This window comes from Microbacterium marinilacus (assembly GCF_019753765.1).
Classification (GTDB): Bacteria; Actinomycetota; Actinomycetes; order Actinomycetales; family Microbacteriaceae; genus Microbacterium; species Microbacterium marinilacus.
Genome location: NZ_JAIJZW010000009.1, coordinates 46,521 through 62,516 on the forward strand (window position 1 = coordinate 46,521; position 15,996 = coordinate 62,516).

Below are 15,996 nucleotides of genomic sequence, written 5' to 3' on the forward strand. Positions count from 1 at the left end.
GGAACGAAGTGACCGAGACGAAACCCGCGACGGACGGGACGAAACCCGCGACGGACGGGACGGCCGTCAACGAGGAGCAGGCCCGCATCGAGGCCGAGCTCGCCGAGAAGGCGCGGCAGGAGGGCGGCGGGTGGGACTCGCCGCCGCCGGGCAAGCCGAAGGCGTTCGGCCGCAGCTTCGCCCGCTTCATCGGGCTGCTCGGCCCCTACAAGTGGGTGTTCGCCCTGGTGATGGTGCTCGGCGCCGCGGGGGTCGTGCTGTCGATCATCGCGCCGAGGGTGCTGGGCGAGGCCACGAACATCGTGTTCGAGGGCGTCATGTCGCTCACGGTCGGCGGGCAGTTCCCGGCGGGCACGACGCAGGAGGAGGTCGTCGCCGCGCTCCAGGCCGCCGGACAGACCGACCTCGCGAACACCATCGCCGCGATGCAGCACTTCGCGGTGGGCGGCGGCATCGACTTCCAGGCGCTGCGCACGGTCGTGGTCTGGGTGCTCGCGCTGTACGTCTTCTCGGCGCTGCTGCAGTGGGTGCAGGGCTACGTGATCAACGTGATCATGGTGAAGACCATGTGGCGCCTGCGCGAGCAGGTCGAGGCGAAGATCAACCGCCTGCCGCTGGCCTACTTCGACCGGGTGCAGCGAGGCGAGCTGATCTCGCGCGTCACGAACGACATCGACAACATGACGCAGACGCTGCAGCAGTCGCTGTCGGGGGCGGTCACGTCGATCCTGACCGTGGTCGGCGTGCTGATCATGATGTTCTCGATCTCGTGGCAGCTGGCGCTCGTGGCGCTCGTGGCCCTGCCGCTCATGGCCGTGATCTTCGGCGTCATCGGGCCGCGGTCGCAGCGCGCCTTCCAGTCGCAGTGGGCCAAGGTCGGTCGCCTGAACTCGCGCGTCGAGGAGGCGTTCTCGGGGCACGCGCTGGTGAAGGTGTACGGCCGGGAGAAGAGCAACGGCGAGGCGTTCGAGAAGGAGAACGACGAGCTGTTCGACGCGGCGTTCAAGGCCCAGTTCTTCTCGGGCCTGATGATGCCGGGCGTGCAGTTCATCGGATCGCTCATCTACGCGGGCATCGCCGTGCTCGGCGGCATCATGGTCGCCAGCGGCCAGCTGCGCATCGGCGACGTGCAGGCGTTCGTGCAGTACTCGCAGCAGTTCACGCAGCCGCTCATGGAGCTCGGCGGCATGACCAGCGCGGTGCTGTCGGGCACGGCCTCGGCCGAGCGCGTCTTCGAGCTGCTCGACGAGCCCGAGCAGGAGGCCGACGCCGAGGACGCCCCGAAGGCGACCGCGGGCCGCGGCGTGATCGAGTTCCGGAACGTGTCGTTCTCGTACACCCCGGAGCAGCCGCTCATCCAAGACCTGTCGTTCCGGGTCGAGCCGGGCCAGACGGTCGCGATCGTCGGCCCGACCGGCGCCGGCAAGACCACCCTCGTGAACCTCATCATGCGGTTCTACGAGCTCGACGGCGGCGCGATCCTGCTCGACGGGCAGGACACCTCGAGGATGACCCGGTACGACGTGCGCGAGCGCGCGGGCATGGTGCTGCAGGACCCGTGGCTGTTCTCCGGCACGATCCGCGAGAACATCCGGTACGGGCGGCAGTCGGCCACCGACGACGAGGTGGTCGAGGCGGCGAAGGCGACGTACGTCGACCGCTTCGTGCACACCCTGCCGGACGGTTACGACACCGTGCTCGAGGAGGACGCCGCCAACGTGTCGGCGGGGGAGCGGCAGCTCATCACCATCGCCCGCGCGTTCGTGTCCCAGCCGAGCGTGCTGATCCTGGACGAGGCGACGAGCTCGGTCGACACCCGCACCGAGCAGCTGCTGCAGAACGCGATGGCGGCGCTGCGCGAGGGGCGCACGTCGTTCGTGATCGCGCACCGGCTGTCGACGATCCGCGACGCCGACCTCATCCTCGTGATGGAGCACGGCGACATCGTCGAACAGGGCACGCACGACGAGCTGATCGGCCGGGAGGGCGCTTACTGGCGGCTCTACCAGTCGCAGTTCGAGCACGCAGCCGTCGACCTCGACGCGGCCCCCGCGCCGGAGGCGCCGGCGGACACGGCCGCGGTCGACGTCCTCCCCGCGGCCGACGCCGAGCCCGACCCGGTCTGAGGTCAGGCGTCTCCCCGCCACGGGCTCGGAGATATCCACGCCGTAGGGCGGATCCGAGGGTCTGCCTCCTGCGGCGTGGATTTCTCCTACGGCGCGGATGCGCGCGGATGCGGCGGCGGCTCGTCCCCAGGCGCCGGGCTCACGGTCGTGGTCCACAATCGACCGGTCGGCGTCCGGCACGGGGCGCCGAAGGCCGGACGCTGAGCGTATGGATGCGGTGGAGGCGCTGCGCGACGCCGGCGGTGTCGCACGAACGGGATGGCTGGCGAGGCGCGGAGTGACCCGGCACGCGGTCCGCAGCGCGCTGGCGTCCGGCGAGGTCGAACGGATCAGGCCGGGCTGGCTGGCCCTCGCGGGAGCCGACGCGGAGCTGCGCGCCGCCGCCGAGATCGGCGTGGTGCTGAGCTGCGTGACGATCGCGCGACGCCGCGGCCTGTGGACGCCGACGGCGCGCGAGGCCCACGTCGCCGCGCAGCCGCACGCGCGGCTGATGCGCGAGACCACGGCGCACGTGCACTGGAGCGTCCCGGTCGTCCCACGCGATCCCGAGGCGTTGGAGGACTCACTGGTGAACGCGCTGGTGATCCTCAGCGGGTGTCGGCCGTACGAGGAGTCGCTCGCCGTCTGGGAGTCGGCGCTCCGCCTCGACGCGATCGACCTCGACGTCGTGCGACGGCTGGAGCTGCCGCCCGGCGCACGCCGGATGGTCGCCGACGTCCTCCCGTTCGCGGACGCAGGCACCGAGACCGTGGTCTTCACCCGGCTCAAGTGGCTGCGGCTGCCCCTGCGGCGGCAGGTCTGGATCGCGGGTCATCCGGTGGACCTGCTGATCGGCGACCGGCTGGTGATCCAGATCGACGGCGGTCACCACGTCGACGCGCAGCGCCTGATCGACAACGAGCACGACGCGCGCCTGCGCCTCCTGGGGTACCACGTCATCCGCGTCGGCTACCACCAGATCTTCGGCGACTGGCCCGTCGTGCAGGAGCTCATCCTCACCGCGATCGCGCAACGCCTGCACCTCGCCGACCGCTGAGCCGCGCCACCGAATCGGAGGAATCCACCGCGTAGGGCGAACCCGCGAGCTTTCCTCCTACGGCGTGGATTGCTCCGATTCCGCGGATGTGGATTGCTCCGATTCCGCGGATGTGGATTGCTCCGATTCCGCGGATGCCTACTGCAGGCCGAGCAGGTCGAGGGGGTGGGAGAGGCGCCAGAACAGGCTCGGACCCGTGAGGTCGTCGGCGAGCGCCAGGGGCACGGTCGCGGAGTCGAAGGGGCCGGTCGCGGTGAGCTCGCCGACGGCGCTGCCCTCCGACTCGCCGAGCTGCGGGTCGTAGTCGGTCTCGAGCTCGGCTGTGCCGTTGTCCCACAGCACGACGGAGGCGTCCTCCGCCGTCACGATGTCGACGGGCTCGCCCCACTCGGTCGTGACGGTCGCGACCGTGGTGCCGACGGGCACCGCCGGGTCGGACTGCAGCGACTGCTCCACCTCGTCGAGCAGCGAGCGGCTCACGCTCTCCCGGGCGTCCTCGTCGGGCTGGCCGAGCACGGCCGCGTACACGCGCACGGTCGTCTGCCCGATCGTGATGTCCTTCGCCGTCAGCAGGTTCCACGACTCGATCCACCACTCCGACAGCGTGCCGGTCTTGATGCCCACGACGCCCTGGTCGCCCAGCAGCGGGTTGGTGTTCTCGACGACGCCGGCGCCCGGCAGGTCGATCTCGGGCATCGCGACGATCTCCGCGATGACCGGGTCCGCCAGGGCCACGCCGGCGAGCTTGACCAGCGCCGCCGGCGTCGCGACGTTGCCGGGGTCGATGCCGCTGGCGTCGACCATCGTGATGCCGGACAGGCCGTGCTCCTCGAGCCACGCGGGCACCTGCAGCACGAACGCGTCCTTCGACCCCCACAGCTCGGTCGTGAGGCGGTCGATGTAGTTGTTCGCGGATCCGACGAGGATGCCCTCGAGCAGCTCCCGCTGCGTCAGCGTGCCGTCGACCGGCACGTCGAGCGCCGACTCGTTCTGCACCCGGTACTGCCAGTAGAGCTGGCTGTCGGCATAGGTGAACGCGTACGAGGGGCCGTCCTCGTCGACGTCGAGGGGCGCACGGTCGAGGATCATCAGCGCCGTGACGAGCTTCGCGATGCTCGCCATCGGCACGCTCTCGCCCGCCTGCGCGGCCACCGTGCCGAGTCCCTCCGCGCCGACCGCCGCCGTCCCCTCCGCGGGCCAGGTCAGCCCGAGCGGATGCCCGGCCTGCGACTGCACCTGCGTCGCCGAGACGTCGGGCGCGACGTTCGCGAGGGGCCAGAGCGCGCAGCCCGCCACGTACGCGATCGCGACCGCGCCCGCCGTGATGAGGGGCGCGGCGACGGAGCCCCGGCGTTCCCGGGGCGGGGGAAGGAGGTAGGTCGTCGCCGGCACGTGGGAGGTCGTCGAGAGCGATGCCGGCGCCGCCGCGACCGAGAGCCCGGCAGGGTCGACCCAGGCGAGCGCGGCGGGGGTCGGGCGGTCCGGCTGGTCGTCCGCCCGACGCTCCGCCCGGCTCGCCTGCGCGGCGGCGCCGGGGGCGGAACGGCGCACACGCCGTGCCGAGATGCTGCGGGCGGCCGGGAGCGCGGGCTCCGACGGGTCGACCTCGGCGGCCGACAGCGCGCGCCGCCGGATCGTCGGGGCGATCATCTCGGCCTCGCCGCTCTGGATGAAGGCGGCCACGTCGAACGGCTGCGTCGCGGCCAGCTCGTCGTCGGCGCGCCTGTTGGTCTCGGCGGCGCCGACGGGGGGATGCGGCGACGAGGCCGCGTCGCTCCCGTCGAGCGCCGCGCCCTGGGGGAGGTCCTCGGTCGCCACCCGCCTAAGGTACCCGCTGGCCCCCGGAGAAAGCCGCAGATCCGCCGCTGAGCGACCGCGTCGCGTGCCGTGGGCGCGCATCCGCGGGCCCGCCGAGCTCCCGGCCTGTCGAACGGCGCCGCCGATCGCCCTACAATCGGGTCACACACCACGGGAGTCCGGCGAGCCGGGCTGAGAGGAAGCGAAAAGCGCTTCGACCGTCGAACCTGATCCGGATCATGCCGGCGCAGGGAGGAGAGAGATGAACACGTCCGCGTCCCCGTCCGAGGCATCCGCCACCGCGACCCCGACCGCCCGCCGCCACCGCTGGCGGGTCGTCGACATCGTCGTCGCCAGCGTCGTCGGCGTCGCCGCCGGAGTGGTGTTCTGGCTGTGGGGTCTCGCCTGGCCCGGCCTCGACACCGTGCTGGCCTTCACCCCCGGCCTGTCGGGCCTGCTCGCCGGAGGCTGGCTGTTCGCCGGAGTGCTCGGCGGACTCATCATCCGCAAGCCGGGCGCTGCGCTGTTCACCGAGGTCGTGGCCGCCGTGGTCTCCATGGCGATCGGCACCCAATGGGGCCCCGAGACGTTCATCTGGGGCCTCGTGCAGGGCGTGGCCGCCGAGCTCGGCTTCGCCATCCTGCTGTACGCGAACTGGCGGCTGCTCGGCGCGCTCGTCTCGGGCGCCCTCGCGGGCGTCGCCGTGGCGGTCCTCGACACCAGCTTCTCGTCGGTCGCGGCCCTCTCGGTCGAGGCGCGCACCGTGTACTTCGTCGCGGCGGTCGTGTCGGGCATCGTCATCGCCGGGCTGGTCTCCTGGGTCGTCGTGCGCGCGCTGGCGGCCACCGGTGCGCTCGACCGGTTCGCCGCCGGGCGCGAGGCCCGCGCGCGGGGCCTCGGCTCCGACGCCGCGTGACCGATACCGGCGTCGCCCCCGCCCCCGCCCGCGTCGAGGCGCGCGGGTGGGGATGGCGGCACGCCGGGCGCTCCCGCTGGGCGCTGCGCGGGGTCGACCTCGCGATCGGCCCCGGGGAGCGGGTGCTGCTGCTCGGGGCGAGCGGATCCGGCAAGTCGACCCTGCTGCGCGGCATCGCCGGGGTGCTCGGCGACGAGGAGGACGGGGAGGCCGCGGGCTCGCTGCGCGTGGACGGGCTCGACCCGCACGCCGCCCGCGGCCGGGCCGGGATGGTGCTGCAGGACCCGGATGCGCAGGTGGTGCTCGCGCGGGTCGGCGACGACGTGGCGTTCGGCTGCGAGAACCTCGGGGTGCCGCGTGAGGAGATCTGGCGCCGGGTGCCGGAGGCGCTGGCGGCGGTCGGGCTGGACCTGGCCCTCGACCGCTCGACGTCGGCGCTGTCCGGCGGGCAGAAGCAGCGTCTCGCCCTCGCGGGCGCTCTGGCGATGCGGCCCGGGCTGCTGCTGCTCGACGAGCCGACCGCGAACCTCGACCCGGACGGCGTCGTCGAGGTGCGCGACGCCGTCGTGCGCGCGGCGCGGGAGAGCGGGGCGACGCTCGTGGTCGTCGAGCACCGCGTCGACGTGTGGGCGCCCCACGTCGATCGGGTGGTCGTGCTGGGATCCGGTGGCGAGGTCGTCGCGGACGGGCGCCCGGACGACGTCTTCCGCGGCCACGCGGTCGCCCTCACCGAGGCGGGGGTGTGGGTCCCCGGGGTGGCGCCCACGGTTCCCCGCACGCCCGTCGCGGCCCCGGCCGAGGACCTGCTCGTCGCCGACCGGCTCGCGGTCGGCCGCCGTCCGTTCGGCGCCCGCGAGCCGGTGGTCGTGGCGGACGGCCTGAGCGCCGTGGTGCGCAGCGGCCGGGCGCTCGCGATCACCGGGCCGAACGGGGTCGGGAAGTCGACGCTCGCTCTGACGCTGGCGGGGCTGCTGGAGCCCGCCGCCGGCGTGCTCTCGGCGACCGCGGCGCTCGCGGGCGAAGAGCCGGACCGGAGGCGTCGACGCCGCGCCCCCGCGGCGGGCGGCGCGCCGCGCACGTGGTCGTCGCGCGACCTGCTCACGCGGATCGGGATGGTGTTCCAGTCTCCGGAGCATCAGCTGCTCGCGTCGACGGTGCGGGCCGAGCTCGCGGTCGGCCCCCGCGCCCTCGGCCTCGACGCCGCGGCGGTCGCGGCCCGCGTCGAGCCGCTGCTGGAGCGCCTCGGCCTCGCGCGCCTCGCCGCGGTGAATCCTTTCACGCTGTCCGGGGGCGAGAAGCGGCGGCTCACGGTCGCCGCGATGCTCGCGTCTCGCCCGCGCATGCTGGTGCTCGACGAGCCGACCTACGGCCAGGATGCGCGCACGTGGCGGGAGCTGGCGTCGCTTCTCGACCAGGTGCGGGCGGACGGCGCCGCCGTCGTGTGCGTGACGCACGATCGTCCGCTGGTCGCGGCGCTCGCCGACGATGTGCTCGACCTCGGAGCGCCGGACGCGGGCGTCCGCGACGCGCGGGCGGAGGCGCTGCGATGAGCCTGGTGACGATCGACACCCGCCGCAGTCCGCTCGCTCGCGTGAACGCGCTTTCGAAGCTCGCGGCGACCCTGGTCATCGGTGTCGCGCTGCTGCTGTCGATCGATCCGGTCTCGGCCGGGGTCTCCCTCGGGCTCACCCTGCTCGTGCTGCCCCTGGCGCGGCTGCCGTGGCGTGAGCTGTGGCTGCGGGTCTGGCCGATCGCGCTCGCCGCGGCGATCGCGTCCGCCGGCACCGTGCTGTACGGCCGTCCTGCCGGCGAGATGCACGTCGAGTGGGGCATCCTGCGCATCAGCGACGGGTCCCTCTCGCTGGCCCTGGCGATCCTGCTGCGCGTGCTCGCGATCGCCGTGCCCAGCATCGTGCTGTTCGCCACGACCGACCCGACCGACCTCGCCGACGCGCTGGCGCAGCTCGCGCGGCTGCCGGCACGTTTCGTGCTCGGCGCCCTCGCCGGCCTGCGTCTCGTCGGCCTGCTGATCGACGACTGGCGCGAGCTCGGCCACGCCCGCCGGGCGCGCGGCGTCGCCGACACCGGGCGGTTGCGTCGCGTCGCCGGGCAGACGTTCGCGCTGTTCGTGCTGGCGATCCGTCGCGGCACGAAGCTGGCGACGGCCATGGAGGCCCGCGGCTTCGGATCGTCGCAGCCGCGCACCTGGGCACGCGTGTCGCGCCTGCACGCCCGCGACGCGGGGATGGTGCTGCTCGCCGTGGCGATCGCCGCGGTGGCGGTGACGGCCGCCGTCGTCACGGGGTCGTGGTCGTACGTCCTCGACCTCTGACGGCCGCCGGGCGGCTCAGAGCTCGCGCACGAGGCGCAGCCGGAACAGGCGCACCTGGCGCCCCGACTCGCGCTCGTAGGCGCGATAGCCGGGCCACTGCCGTTGGATCGTCTCCCAGGCGTCCTCGCGAGCGGCCGGGTCGGTGTCGATCCGCGTCGCGACGACGGCGTAGCGTCGGCCGCGCACGGTGATCTCGGCGTCCGGGTGCTCCAGCAGGTTGTGCGTCCAGGCGGGATGCCTGCCGCGGGCGAAGTTCGACCCGGCGACGATCGCGCTGCCGTGCCCGTCGGGCGTGTACATCAGCTCGCTCGCGCGCGGCTCGCCCGTGCGGGCGCCGACCGCGTGCAGGGTGAGCGACGGCACGAGCAGCCCGCTGACCTGCACGCGGCCGCCCGTGAGGCGCCGCAGCGCACGTTCGGCCACGGGCATCACCCGAGGGCCGAAGCGGCGGAACGTGCGCGTGCGCGACAGCGGGGCGATCGCGGATCGGACGAGACGGACGACGCGGGACATGGCCCGATCCTTTCGCCCGGGCGGCCGTCGCGCCAGGGGGTGAGCCCGCCCCGTCCGCGCCCGGCGCGGCCGCGTTCGGCGTCGGACGTCGCCGCTCGGCCTAGGCGACATCCCAGAGCGCACGGTAGTACTCCGTGCGCACCGGGTCGGGCCCGACGCCGTACGCCTCGAGGAAGAGGCCGTCCCAGCCGGGGCCGTAGTTCCAGCCGAGGCTCATGGTCGCCACCGCGATGTCGGCCCAGCGGTCCGCGGTGCCGAGCGCGCCCAGGTCGACGTGCGCCGTCCACCGGCCGTCGTCGCCGATCAGCGTGTTGGGGGCGCAGGCGTCGCCGTGACAGACCACCAGGCGATCGACGGGCGGAGGATCGCGCAGCGCCGCCGGCACGTCCGACCCTCGTTCCTGCGCGCGGATGATGCGCGTCGGCACCGACCAGTCGAAGGGACAGGCGTCGACGGGCAGCGCGTCGTGCAGGGCGCGCAGGCCCTCGGCGACCGCTCGCACGGCGGTGGCCGGACGCTCTCGCCACCGCGGCGCCACCGCCGTCTCGCCGTCCATCGCCCGGGTGACGAGCCACTCCTCGTCGTCGGTCTCGCCCTGGTCGAGCACGCTCGGCACCGAGGCCCACTGCGCCGCCCAGGCGAGCCGCTCGGCCTCCTCGGCCATGGACGCCTCGCCGTGGCGCGGTCCGTGCTTGATGAACAGGGCGCCCGCGCGGAAGGTGACGCCGCCGAGCTCGTTGCGCCACACGGGCACGATCTCGGCGCCGCCCGCCAGGGCGCGCACGCGCTCGGGGACCTCGACGTCGCCTGCGGGGATCGACATGGTCCCATCCTGGCCCCGCCGCGCGCGGAGGGCTCCCGGCAGCGCCGAGAGCCCCGGCGATCCGCGGCGGACTCAGCCGGAGAACACGCCGATGATCGCCTGCGCCGCCTGGTACACGCCGAGCACGACGAACAGCAGCGCCGTGAGGCCGAGGGCCACGTTGAGGTACCACTTGTTGCGGTACTCGGGCGGCACGCGGTCGGTGTTCAGGATCGGCAGCAGCGTCAATGCCAGGAACGGCATGAACAGGGCGCCGAGGAAGCCGTACAGCAGCACGAGGAAGATCGGCTGGTCGAGCAGCAGGAGCAGCATCGGCGGGAACGTCAGCCACAGCAGGTACACCTTGAACCACTTGCCGCCCGCCTGCGAGTCGGGGTGGTCCGATCCCTTGCCGGTCACGTTCCCCATGAAGTCGGCGAACATCAGCGAGACGCCGTTCCAGACGCCGAGCACCGACGAGAAGCCCGCGGCCCAGAAGCCGACGAGGAACCACACGCCGATGAAGTCGCCGTATCGCTCGCGCAGCACGCCGTCGAGCTGCAGCAGGCTCTGGTCGCCCGACGACAGCGAGACCCCCGCGGCGCGCACGACCTCGGCTCCGACGATCAGCATCGCGATGACGAAGACGCCGGTCACGACGTACGCCATCGCGTTGTCGATGCGCATGACGCGCAGGAACCGCGGCTTGTCCCAGCCCTTCTCGCGCAGCCAGTAGCCGTAGGCGGCGAGCGTGATGGTGCCGCCCACGCCGCCCGCCAGGGCGAGGGTGTTGAACACGCCGCCCTCGGGGATGAGCGGCACGAGCCCCGTGATCGTGTCGAGGAAGTTCGGCGCCGCGATCACGGCCAGGATGACGATGGTGACGAACATCAGCCCGACCAGCGCGGCGCTGATCCTCTCGAACACGCGGTACTTGCTGAACCAGATCATCAGGAACGCGATGATGCCGGTCAGGACCGCCCACGGCCACACCTGGGCGCCGAAGGAGCCCTCGGGGAAGAGCGCGGCGATCGGCAGCGCCGTCGAGCTCATCGCCGACGCGGCGTACACGAAGCCCCAGATCACGACGTACGGCGCGAAGTACCAGACGGGCCAGCGGCCGAGCGAGCGCCAGCCCTCGAAGATCGTCCGGCCCGTCGCCACCGTGTACCGCCCGGCGCCCTCGACGAGCACGATCTTCAGCAGCACGCCCAGGATGACGGCCCACAGCAGCATGTAGCCGTAGTTCGATCCGGCGACCAGCGTCGCGACCATGTCGGCCGAGCCGACTCCCGTCGCCGCCACCACCAGCCCCGGTCCGATCACCCGCCAGCGCGGCGTCTCCGTCGTCTCCGATGTCTGCGGTGCGCTCATCCAGTCCTCCTCGATCCGGAACGTGCGTAGAGCCTATTGGCAGGCGTGGCGGCGGGCCGGGCGGGATGGGCAGAACTGCTCGCGCGCGCTCAGCGGGCGAGGGCGGCGACGTCCTCCGGGGCGGCGTCCTCGGGGGCGTTGATGCAGACGGTGTCGGCGATGCCGCCGAAGCGCTCGGCCAGCCCCGCGCGCACGGCGGCCGGCGTCCCCGACAGTGCGAACGCGTCGAGCATGTCGTCGGTGACGAGGCCCGCCATCTCGCGCCATTCGCCGCGGCGCGACGCCTCGTGCAGCCGGTCCGCGGTCTCCTCCCATCCGTGCAGCTCCAGCACCGATCGGTAGGACGGGGTCGACCCGTAGAACGCGATCTGCTGCCGCACGGCGGCCTCCTGCCTCGCGAGCGACGCGGCGTCCGATCCGACGATCACGAACGGCGGGACGACCACGCGCACCGCGTCGGCGCGCTCGCCGCGGGCGCGCCCCGCCGCGAGTGCGGGCAGGGTCACCTCCTCGAGGTAGCGGCGGGTGGTGAAGGCGTGGGCGACGAATCCCTCGGCCGCCTCGCCGGCCAGGCGCGTCATGGCGGGCCCGACGCCCGCGAGCCAGATGTCGGGGTTGCCGTACGGGTTCGGCCCCGGGCTGAACATGGGCGTCATGAGCGTGTGCTGGTAGAACTCGCCGCGGAACGCGAGTCGCTCGCCCGTCTCCCAGGCGCGCCAGATCGCCCGGACGGCCGCGATGAACTCCCGCATGCGCGGCGCGGGCGCCGACCACGGCATCGAGAAGCGCTTCTCGATGTGCGCCTGCACCTGCGATCCGAGGCCCAGCGCGAAGCGCCCCGAGGCCGCGAGCTGCACGTCGTTCGCGGCGACGGCGACCGTCATGGGGCTCCGCGCGAAGGCGACCGCGATCGACGTCGACACGCGGATGCCCTCCGCCGCCCGCGCCGCGAGCGCGCACGCCAGGAACGGGTCGTGCTGCAGCTCGGTCAGCTGCAGCCCCGCGAAGCCGGAGTCCGCGGCGAAGCGCGCCGCCCGCTCGGCGCCGGCCGGGCTCGCGTCGCGGGTGCCGATGTCGATGTGGAACCTCGTCGTCTCACTCACCCGGCCATCCTGCCCGAGGCGTCCGGGACGCGCGGCAGGGCTGTCGGATCCTGCCGATCCCGGGCCCCTCCCGCCTGCACGGATTCGGAGATATCCACGGAATCGGAGCTCAGCGCGTACAGATCTCCGTGGGCGTGCAGATCTCCTGAGGCGTGGACGTCCGGTCGCGAGGACGGAGGGGCGCGGCCGGATAATGGCGGGATGAGCGATGTGTCCGAGGTCGAGATCCTGCGGCTCTCCGCGTTCCCCGCCGCACCGGGCGGCGGGAACCCCGCCGGCGTCGTGCTGGACGCGCGCGGCCTCGACGAGGCGCGGATGCAGCGGATCGCGGCCGAGGTCGGCTACTCCGAGACGGTGTTCGCCGTCGACCCCGTGGTGCACGGCGACGCACGCCACGTGCGGGTGCGGTACTTCTCGCCGACCGCGGAGGTGCCGTTCTGCGGGCACGCGACGATCGCCCTGTCCGTGGCGCTGGCGGAGCGGCTCGGCACGGGCCCCTTCCGCTTCGCCACTCCGGCCGGTGAGGTCGAGATCGCTACCGCTCCGGGATCCGTCGCCCCCGAGGCGTCGTTCACCAGCGTCGAGCCGTCGGTGCGCGAGCTGCCCGCCGACGCCGCGCGCGAGCTGCTCGACCTGCTCGGCGTCGCCCGCGACGACCTCGACCCGCGCTGGCCGCTCCTCGAGGCGTTCGCCGGCAACGCCCATCCCGTCGTCGCCCTCCGCAGCGGCGACGTCTTCGACGGGCTCGCGTTCGACCCCGGCGCGCTCCGCGCGCTGATGGACCGCGCGGGGTGGCCCGGCACGGTGACCGTCGTGCGGTTCCCCGACGGCGACTCCGATGACTCCGGCGAGGCGCGCGTCGAGGCCCGCAACCTCTTCCCGGTGGGGGAGATCACCGAGGACCCGGCCACCGGCTCGGCGGCTGCGGCGCTCGGCGCGTACGTCCGCGAGCTGCGGGGAGCGTCGGCGCCCGCCCGCCTCGTGGTCGACCAGGGCCGTCATGTCGGGCGACCGAGCGTGCTGACTGTGGACATCCCGCCGCGGGGTGGCATCACCGTGTCGGGGACCGCGCTGCCGATCGGCTGATCCGCCGCGGAGAACGCATCAGCAAGGTCGCAGGCGCCTCCCGTAGCCTGGGGCCATGCCCGACACGCCCGCGCGCCCGCGCCCCGATGCGCCCGAGAACACCCCCGTGCGCTCCACCGGCACGCGGCAGGTCCGTCCCCAGACCGAGGGCTGGCAGCAGCAGAAGGACGCCACCGGTCGACCGCTGCTGCAGTTCGCGAGCCCGAAGCGCGGCAAGCCCCCGGTGCACCTCGCCGACCTCACGGCCGAGGCGCGCGTCGAGAAGATGAAGGAGCTCGGCCTGCCCGGGTTCCGCGCCAAGCAGATCGCGAAGCACTACTTCCAGCACTGGACGAGCGACCCCGCCGACATGACGGATCTTCCCGCGGCCGGGCGCGAGGAGCTGGTGGCCGGCATGCTGCCGAACCTGCTCACCGAGGTGCGTCGCCTCGAGACCGACAAGGGCGACACGATCAAGTTCCTCTGGCGCCTGCACGACGGCGCGCTGGTCGAGTCGGTGCTGATGCGCTACCCGGGCCGGATCACGCTGTGCGTGTCGTCGCAGGCGGGGTGCGGCATGAACTGCCCGTTCTGCGCCACCGGCCAGGCGGGCCTCACCCGCAACATGTCCACGGCCGAGATCATCGAGCAGATCGTGCGGGCGAACCGCGCGATCGCGAACGGCGAGCTCGGACGCCACGAGCACGCCGACGAGCGCGTCACCAACATCGTCTTCATGGGCATGGGCGAGCCGCTGGCGAACTACGCGCGGGTGATGCAGGCGGTGCGGATCATGGTGGACAAGAAGGACGGGCTCGGGATGAGCGCGCGCGGCATCACGGTGTCGACCGTGGGCCTCGTGCCGGCGATCCGCAAGCTCGCGGCCGAGGACATCCCGGTCACGTTCGCCCTGTCGCTGCACGCGCCCGACGACGAGCTGCGCGACGAGCTCATCCCCGTCAACTCCCGGTGGAAGGTGGACGAGGCGCTCGACGCGGCCCGCGAGTACTTCGACCGGACCGGCCGTCGCGTCTCCATCGAGTACGCCCTGATCCGCGACATGAACGACCACCCGTGGCGCGCCGATCTGCTCGCCGAGAAGCTCAACGCCCGCGGTCGCGGCTGGGTGCACGTCAATCCCATCCCGCTGAACCCGACGCCGGGCTCGGTGTGGGACGCGTCCGAGCGGTCGGTGCAGCGCGAGTTCGTGCGCCGCCTCAACGACGCCGGCGTGCCGACGACGATCCGCGACACCCGCGGCAAGGAGATCGACGGCGCCTGTGGCCAGCTCGTGGCCACCGAGGAGGACAAGGCGGAGGCGGCGGCCGCCGCCGGGTCCTGAGCCGGTCCGCCGAACGGCCGTGAGGCGGTCTGTTACCGCCCGGCCAGGCGGGGCCGCCGCGCCGGGATAGCATCGGGGCGTGCCGTCAGACCCCGCCCGCCCGACGTCCGTGGTGGAGATCGCGACCGCGGTGAGGTCGGGCCGGACGAGCGCCCGCGAGGCGCTGGAAGACGCGATCGCCCGGGCCGACGCGATCGATCCGGGCATCGGCTCCCTGGTCTGGCGCGACGACGACGCGTCCCGCCAGGCGGCGGACGGCTGGGACCGGCTGCGCGCGGGCGGCACCGAGCTGCCGGCGCTCGCCGGGGTGCCGGTGACGGTCAAGGACACGTTCGCCATCGCCGGGCAGCCCTGGCGACGCGGCTCCGCCGCCGTCGACGACGCGCCCGCCGCGACGACCGACCTGCTGCCCGCGGCCGCCTTCGCCGCGGGGTGCGTGCAGCTCGGCCGGTCGGCGACGCCCGAGCTCGCGATGACGACGTCGTGCGAGAGCCCCCTGTACGGCATCACGCGCAACACCTGGGACCCCGAGCGGTCGCCGGGCGGCTCGAGCGGCGGTTCCGCGGCGGCCGTCGCCGCGGGGATCGTGCCCGCGGCCCTGGCCAGCGACGGCGGCGGGTCGCTGCGCGTGCCGGCGGCGTTCTGCGGGCTGGTGGGCCTCAAGCCGGGCCGCGGCGTGCTGCCCCAGCGGGTGCAGGGCTGGGAGGGCGGATCGACCGAGGGCGTCGTCACGCGCACCGTGCGGGACACCGCGGTCGTGGTCGAGGCGCTCAGCGCCCCCGACCCCCTCGGCTGGGCGCAGGCGAACGCCGGCCCGCTCGACCTGGTCTCCGCGCTCGAGGCGGCGCCGGGGCCCCTGCGCGTCGGGCTGCTCGTCGAGTCCTTCGACCCGCGCATCCCCGTCGATCCCGAGTGCGCGGCAGCGGTGGAGGACACCGCCGAGGCGCTACGGTCGCTGGGCCACACCGTCGTCCCCGTCTTCGCCCCCGCCGACGCGGCCGAGCTGATGGACATCTACCCGCGCACGATCATCCCGGCGTGGCTGCAGCAGATCCCGCTGGCCCGTCCCGAGCTGCTGCAGCCGTACATCCGCCGGGTGATGGCGCAGGCCGACGGCGTCGGCGCCGCCGACTACGTGCGCGAGGCGGTCCTCATGCGAACCCTCGCCCGCCGCGTGACCGAGGCGCTGTTCGGCGAGCTGGACATCATGCTGACGCCGACGGCGGCGACCAGGGTGCCCCGCATCGGCGTCGTGCTCGCCGAGCTGACGGAGCGGTCGCCGTCGCGCGACTGCGCCGTCTACGAGCAGACGCTCGCGTTCACGACCGTGCCGAGCGTCGTGGGCCTCCCCGCGCTCACGGTCCCCACCGCCCTCGACTCGGACGGCCTGCCGCTCGGCAGCCAGCTGATCGGCCCGCAGCGCAGCGAGGCGCTCCTGCTCCGGCTGGGGCGTGCGCTCGAACGTCGCTACCGTTGGGACGAGCGCCGACCCGAGCCGCGCCGCTGATTCGCCGCGGCCCCGCCGCCTCCCCTTAGTCTGGTCACCGGTCCCGCGCCGCTGATCCACCCGACCTCAGGCCCCACCGATCT

13 protein-coding genes and 1 riboswitch are annotated in these 15,996 nt (G+C 73.6%); of the genes, 8 read left to right on the top strand and 5 right to left on the bottom strand.

Annotation, left to right across the window (positions count from 1 at the left end; translation table 11 throughout):
* The first annotated feature begins 8 nt into the window (after window positions 1-8).
* Window positions 9-2,126, top strand: a complete 2,118-nt coding sequence (locus tag K5S26_RS14300; protein ID WP_221859375.1) for an ABC transporter ATP-binding protein — start codon at window positions 9-11, stop codon at window positions 2,124-2,126.
* A 208-nt stretch (window positions 2,127-2,334) separates the two neighbouring features.
* Window positions 2,335-3,162 carry a type IV toxin-antitoxin system AbiEi family antitoxin domain-containing protein gene (locus K5S26_RS14305; protein ID WP_221859377.1) on the top strand — a complete coding sequence of 276 codons (828 nt, stop codon included), beginning with the start codon at window positions 2,335-2,337 and terminating at the stop codon, window positions 3,160-3,162.
* Between the two features lie 138 nt (window positions 3,163-3,300).
* Here the strand turns inward: K5S26_RS14305 and K5S26_RS19055 are convergent, their stop codons facing one another.
* The gene (locus tag K5S26_RS19055; protein WP_221859379.1) at window positions 3,301-4,980 is read right to left on the bottom strand and encodes a D-alanyl-D-alanine carboxypeptidase; all 1,680 of its coding nucleotides are present in this window, start codon (window positions 4,978-4,980) and stop codon (window positions 3,301-3,303) included.
* A gap of 140 nt (window positions 4,981-5,120) precedes the next feature.
* A riboswitch (TPP riboswitch) is annotated at window positions 5,121-5,230 on the top strand.
* Here K5S26_RS19055 and K5S26_RS14315 point away from each other — a divergent pair.
* The 3 genes from K5S26_RS14315 (at window position 5,222) to K5S26_RS14325 (ending at window position 8,207) form a co-directional block, all read left to right on the top strand.
* Window positions 5,222-5,875 (top strand): ECF transporter S component, encoded by a 654-nt coding sequence (locus tag K5S26_RS14315; RefSeq protein ID WP_221859381.1) that lies wholly within the window; start codon window positions 5,222-5,224, stop codon window positions 5,873-5,875. (Overlaps the previous riboswitch by 9 nt.)
* Window positions 5,872-7,425 (top strand): ABC transporter ATP-binding protein, encoded by a 1,554-nt coding sequence (locus tag K5S26_RS14320; protein WP_308122990.1) that lies wholly within the window; start codon window positions 5,872-5,874, stop codon window positions 7,423-7,425. The genes K5S26_RS14315 and K5S26_RS14320 overlap by 4 nt, the downstream gene beginning before the upstream one ends.
* Entirely contained in the window at window positions 7,422-8,207 is a 786-nt protein-coding gene (locus K5S26_RS14325; protein WP_221859383.1) for an energy-coupling factor transporter transmembrane component T family protein, read from the top strand. The genes K5S26_RS14320 and K5S26_RS14325 overlap by 4 nt, the downstream gene beginning before the upstream one ends.
* A 15-nt stretch (window positions 8,208-8,222) precedes the next feature.
* Here the strand turns inward: K5S26_RS14325 and K5S26_RS14330 are convergent, their stop codons facing one another.
* From K5S26_RS14330 to K5S26_RS14345, 4 genes are all read right to left on the bottom strand, one after another.
* On the bottom strand, window positions 8,223-8,720 hold the full coding sequence (locus tag K5S26_RS14330; RefSeq protein ID WP_221859384.1) for a nitroreductase family deazaflavin-dependent oxidoreductase: 498 nt from the start codon (window positions 8,718-8,720) through the stop codon (window positions 8,223-8,225).
* Window positions 8,721-8,820: 100 nt separating this feature from the next.
* On the bottom strand, window positions 8,821-9,543 hold the full coding sequence (locus K5S26_RS14335) for an aminoglycoside 3'-phosphotransferase (RefSeq protein WP_221859386.1): 723 nt from the start codon (window positions 9,541-9,543) through the stop codon (window positions 8,821-8,823).
* Window positions 9,544-9,615: 72 nt separating this feature from the next.
* Window positions 9,616-10,896: an Nramp family divalent metal transporter gene (locus tag K5S26_RS14340; RefSeq protein WP_221859387.1), complete on the bottom strand. Its 1,281-nt coding sequence runs from the start codon at window positions 10,894-10,896 to the stop codon at window positions 9,616-9,618.
* A gap of 89 nt (window positions 10,897-10,985) precedes the next feature.
* Window positions 10,986-11,999, bottom strand: a complete 1,014-nt coding sequence (locus K5S26_RS14345; protein ID WP_221859389.1) for a TIGR03617 family F420-dependent LLM class oxidoreductase — start codon at window positions 11,997-11,999, stop codon at window positions 10,986-10,988.
* Between the two features lie 201 nt (window positions 12,000-12,200).
* On the opposite strand from K5S26_RS14345, the gene K5S26_RS14350 reads away from it, so the two are divergent.
* The 3 genes from K5S26_RS14350 (at window position 12,201) to K5S26_RS14360 (ending at window position 15,913) form a co-directional block, all read left to right on the top strand.
* A complete protein-coding gene (locus K5S26_RS14350) occupies window positions 12,201-13,085 on the top strand; it encodes a PhzF family phenazine biosynthesis protein (protein ID WP_221859391.1) in 885 nt (294 codons plus the stop codon).
* A 55-nt stretch (window positions 13,086-13,140) separates the two neighbouring features.
* Window positions 13,141-14,406, top strand: a complete 1,266-nt coding sequence (gene rlmN, locus K5S26_RS14355) for a dual-specificity RNA methyltransferase RlmN (protein ID WP_221859393.1) — start codon at window positions 13,141-13,143, stop codon at window positions 14,404-14,406.
* A gap of 79 nt (window positions 14,407-14,485) precedes the next feature.
* Window positions 14,486-15,913, top strand: a complete 1,428-nt coding sequence (locus K5S26_RS14360; protein ID WP_221859395.1) for an amidase — start codon at window positions 14,486-14,488, stop codon at window positions 15,911-15,913.
* Window positions 15,914-15,996 lie beyond the last annotated feature (83 nt).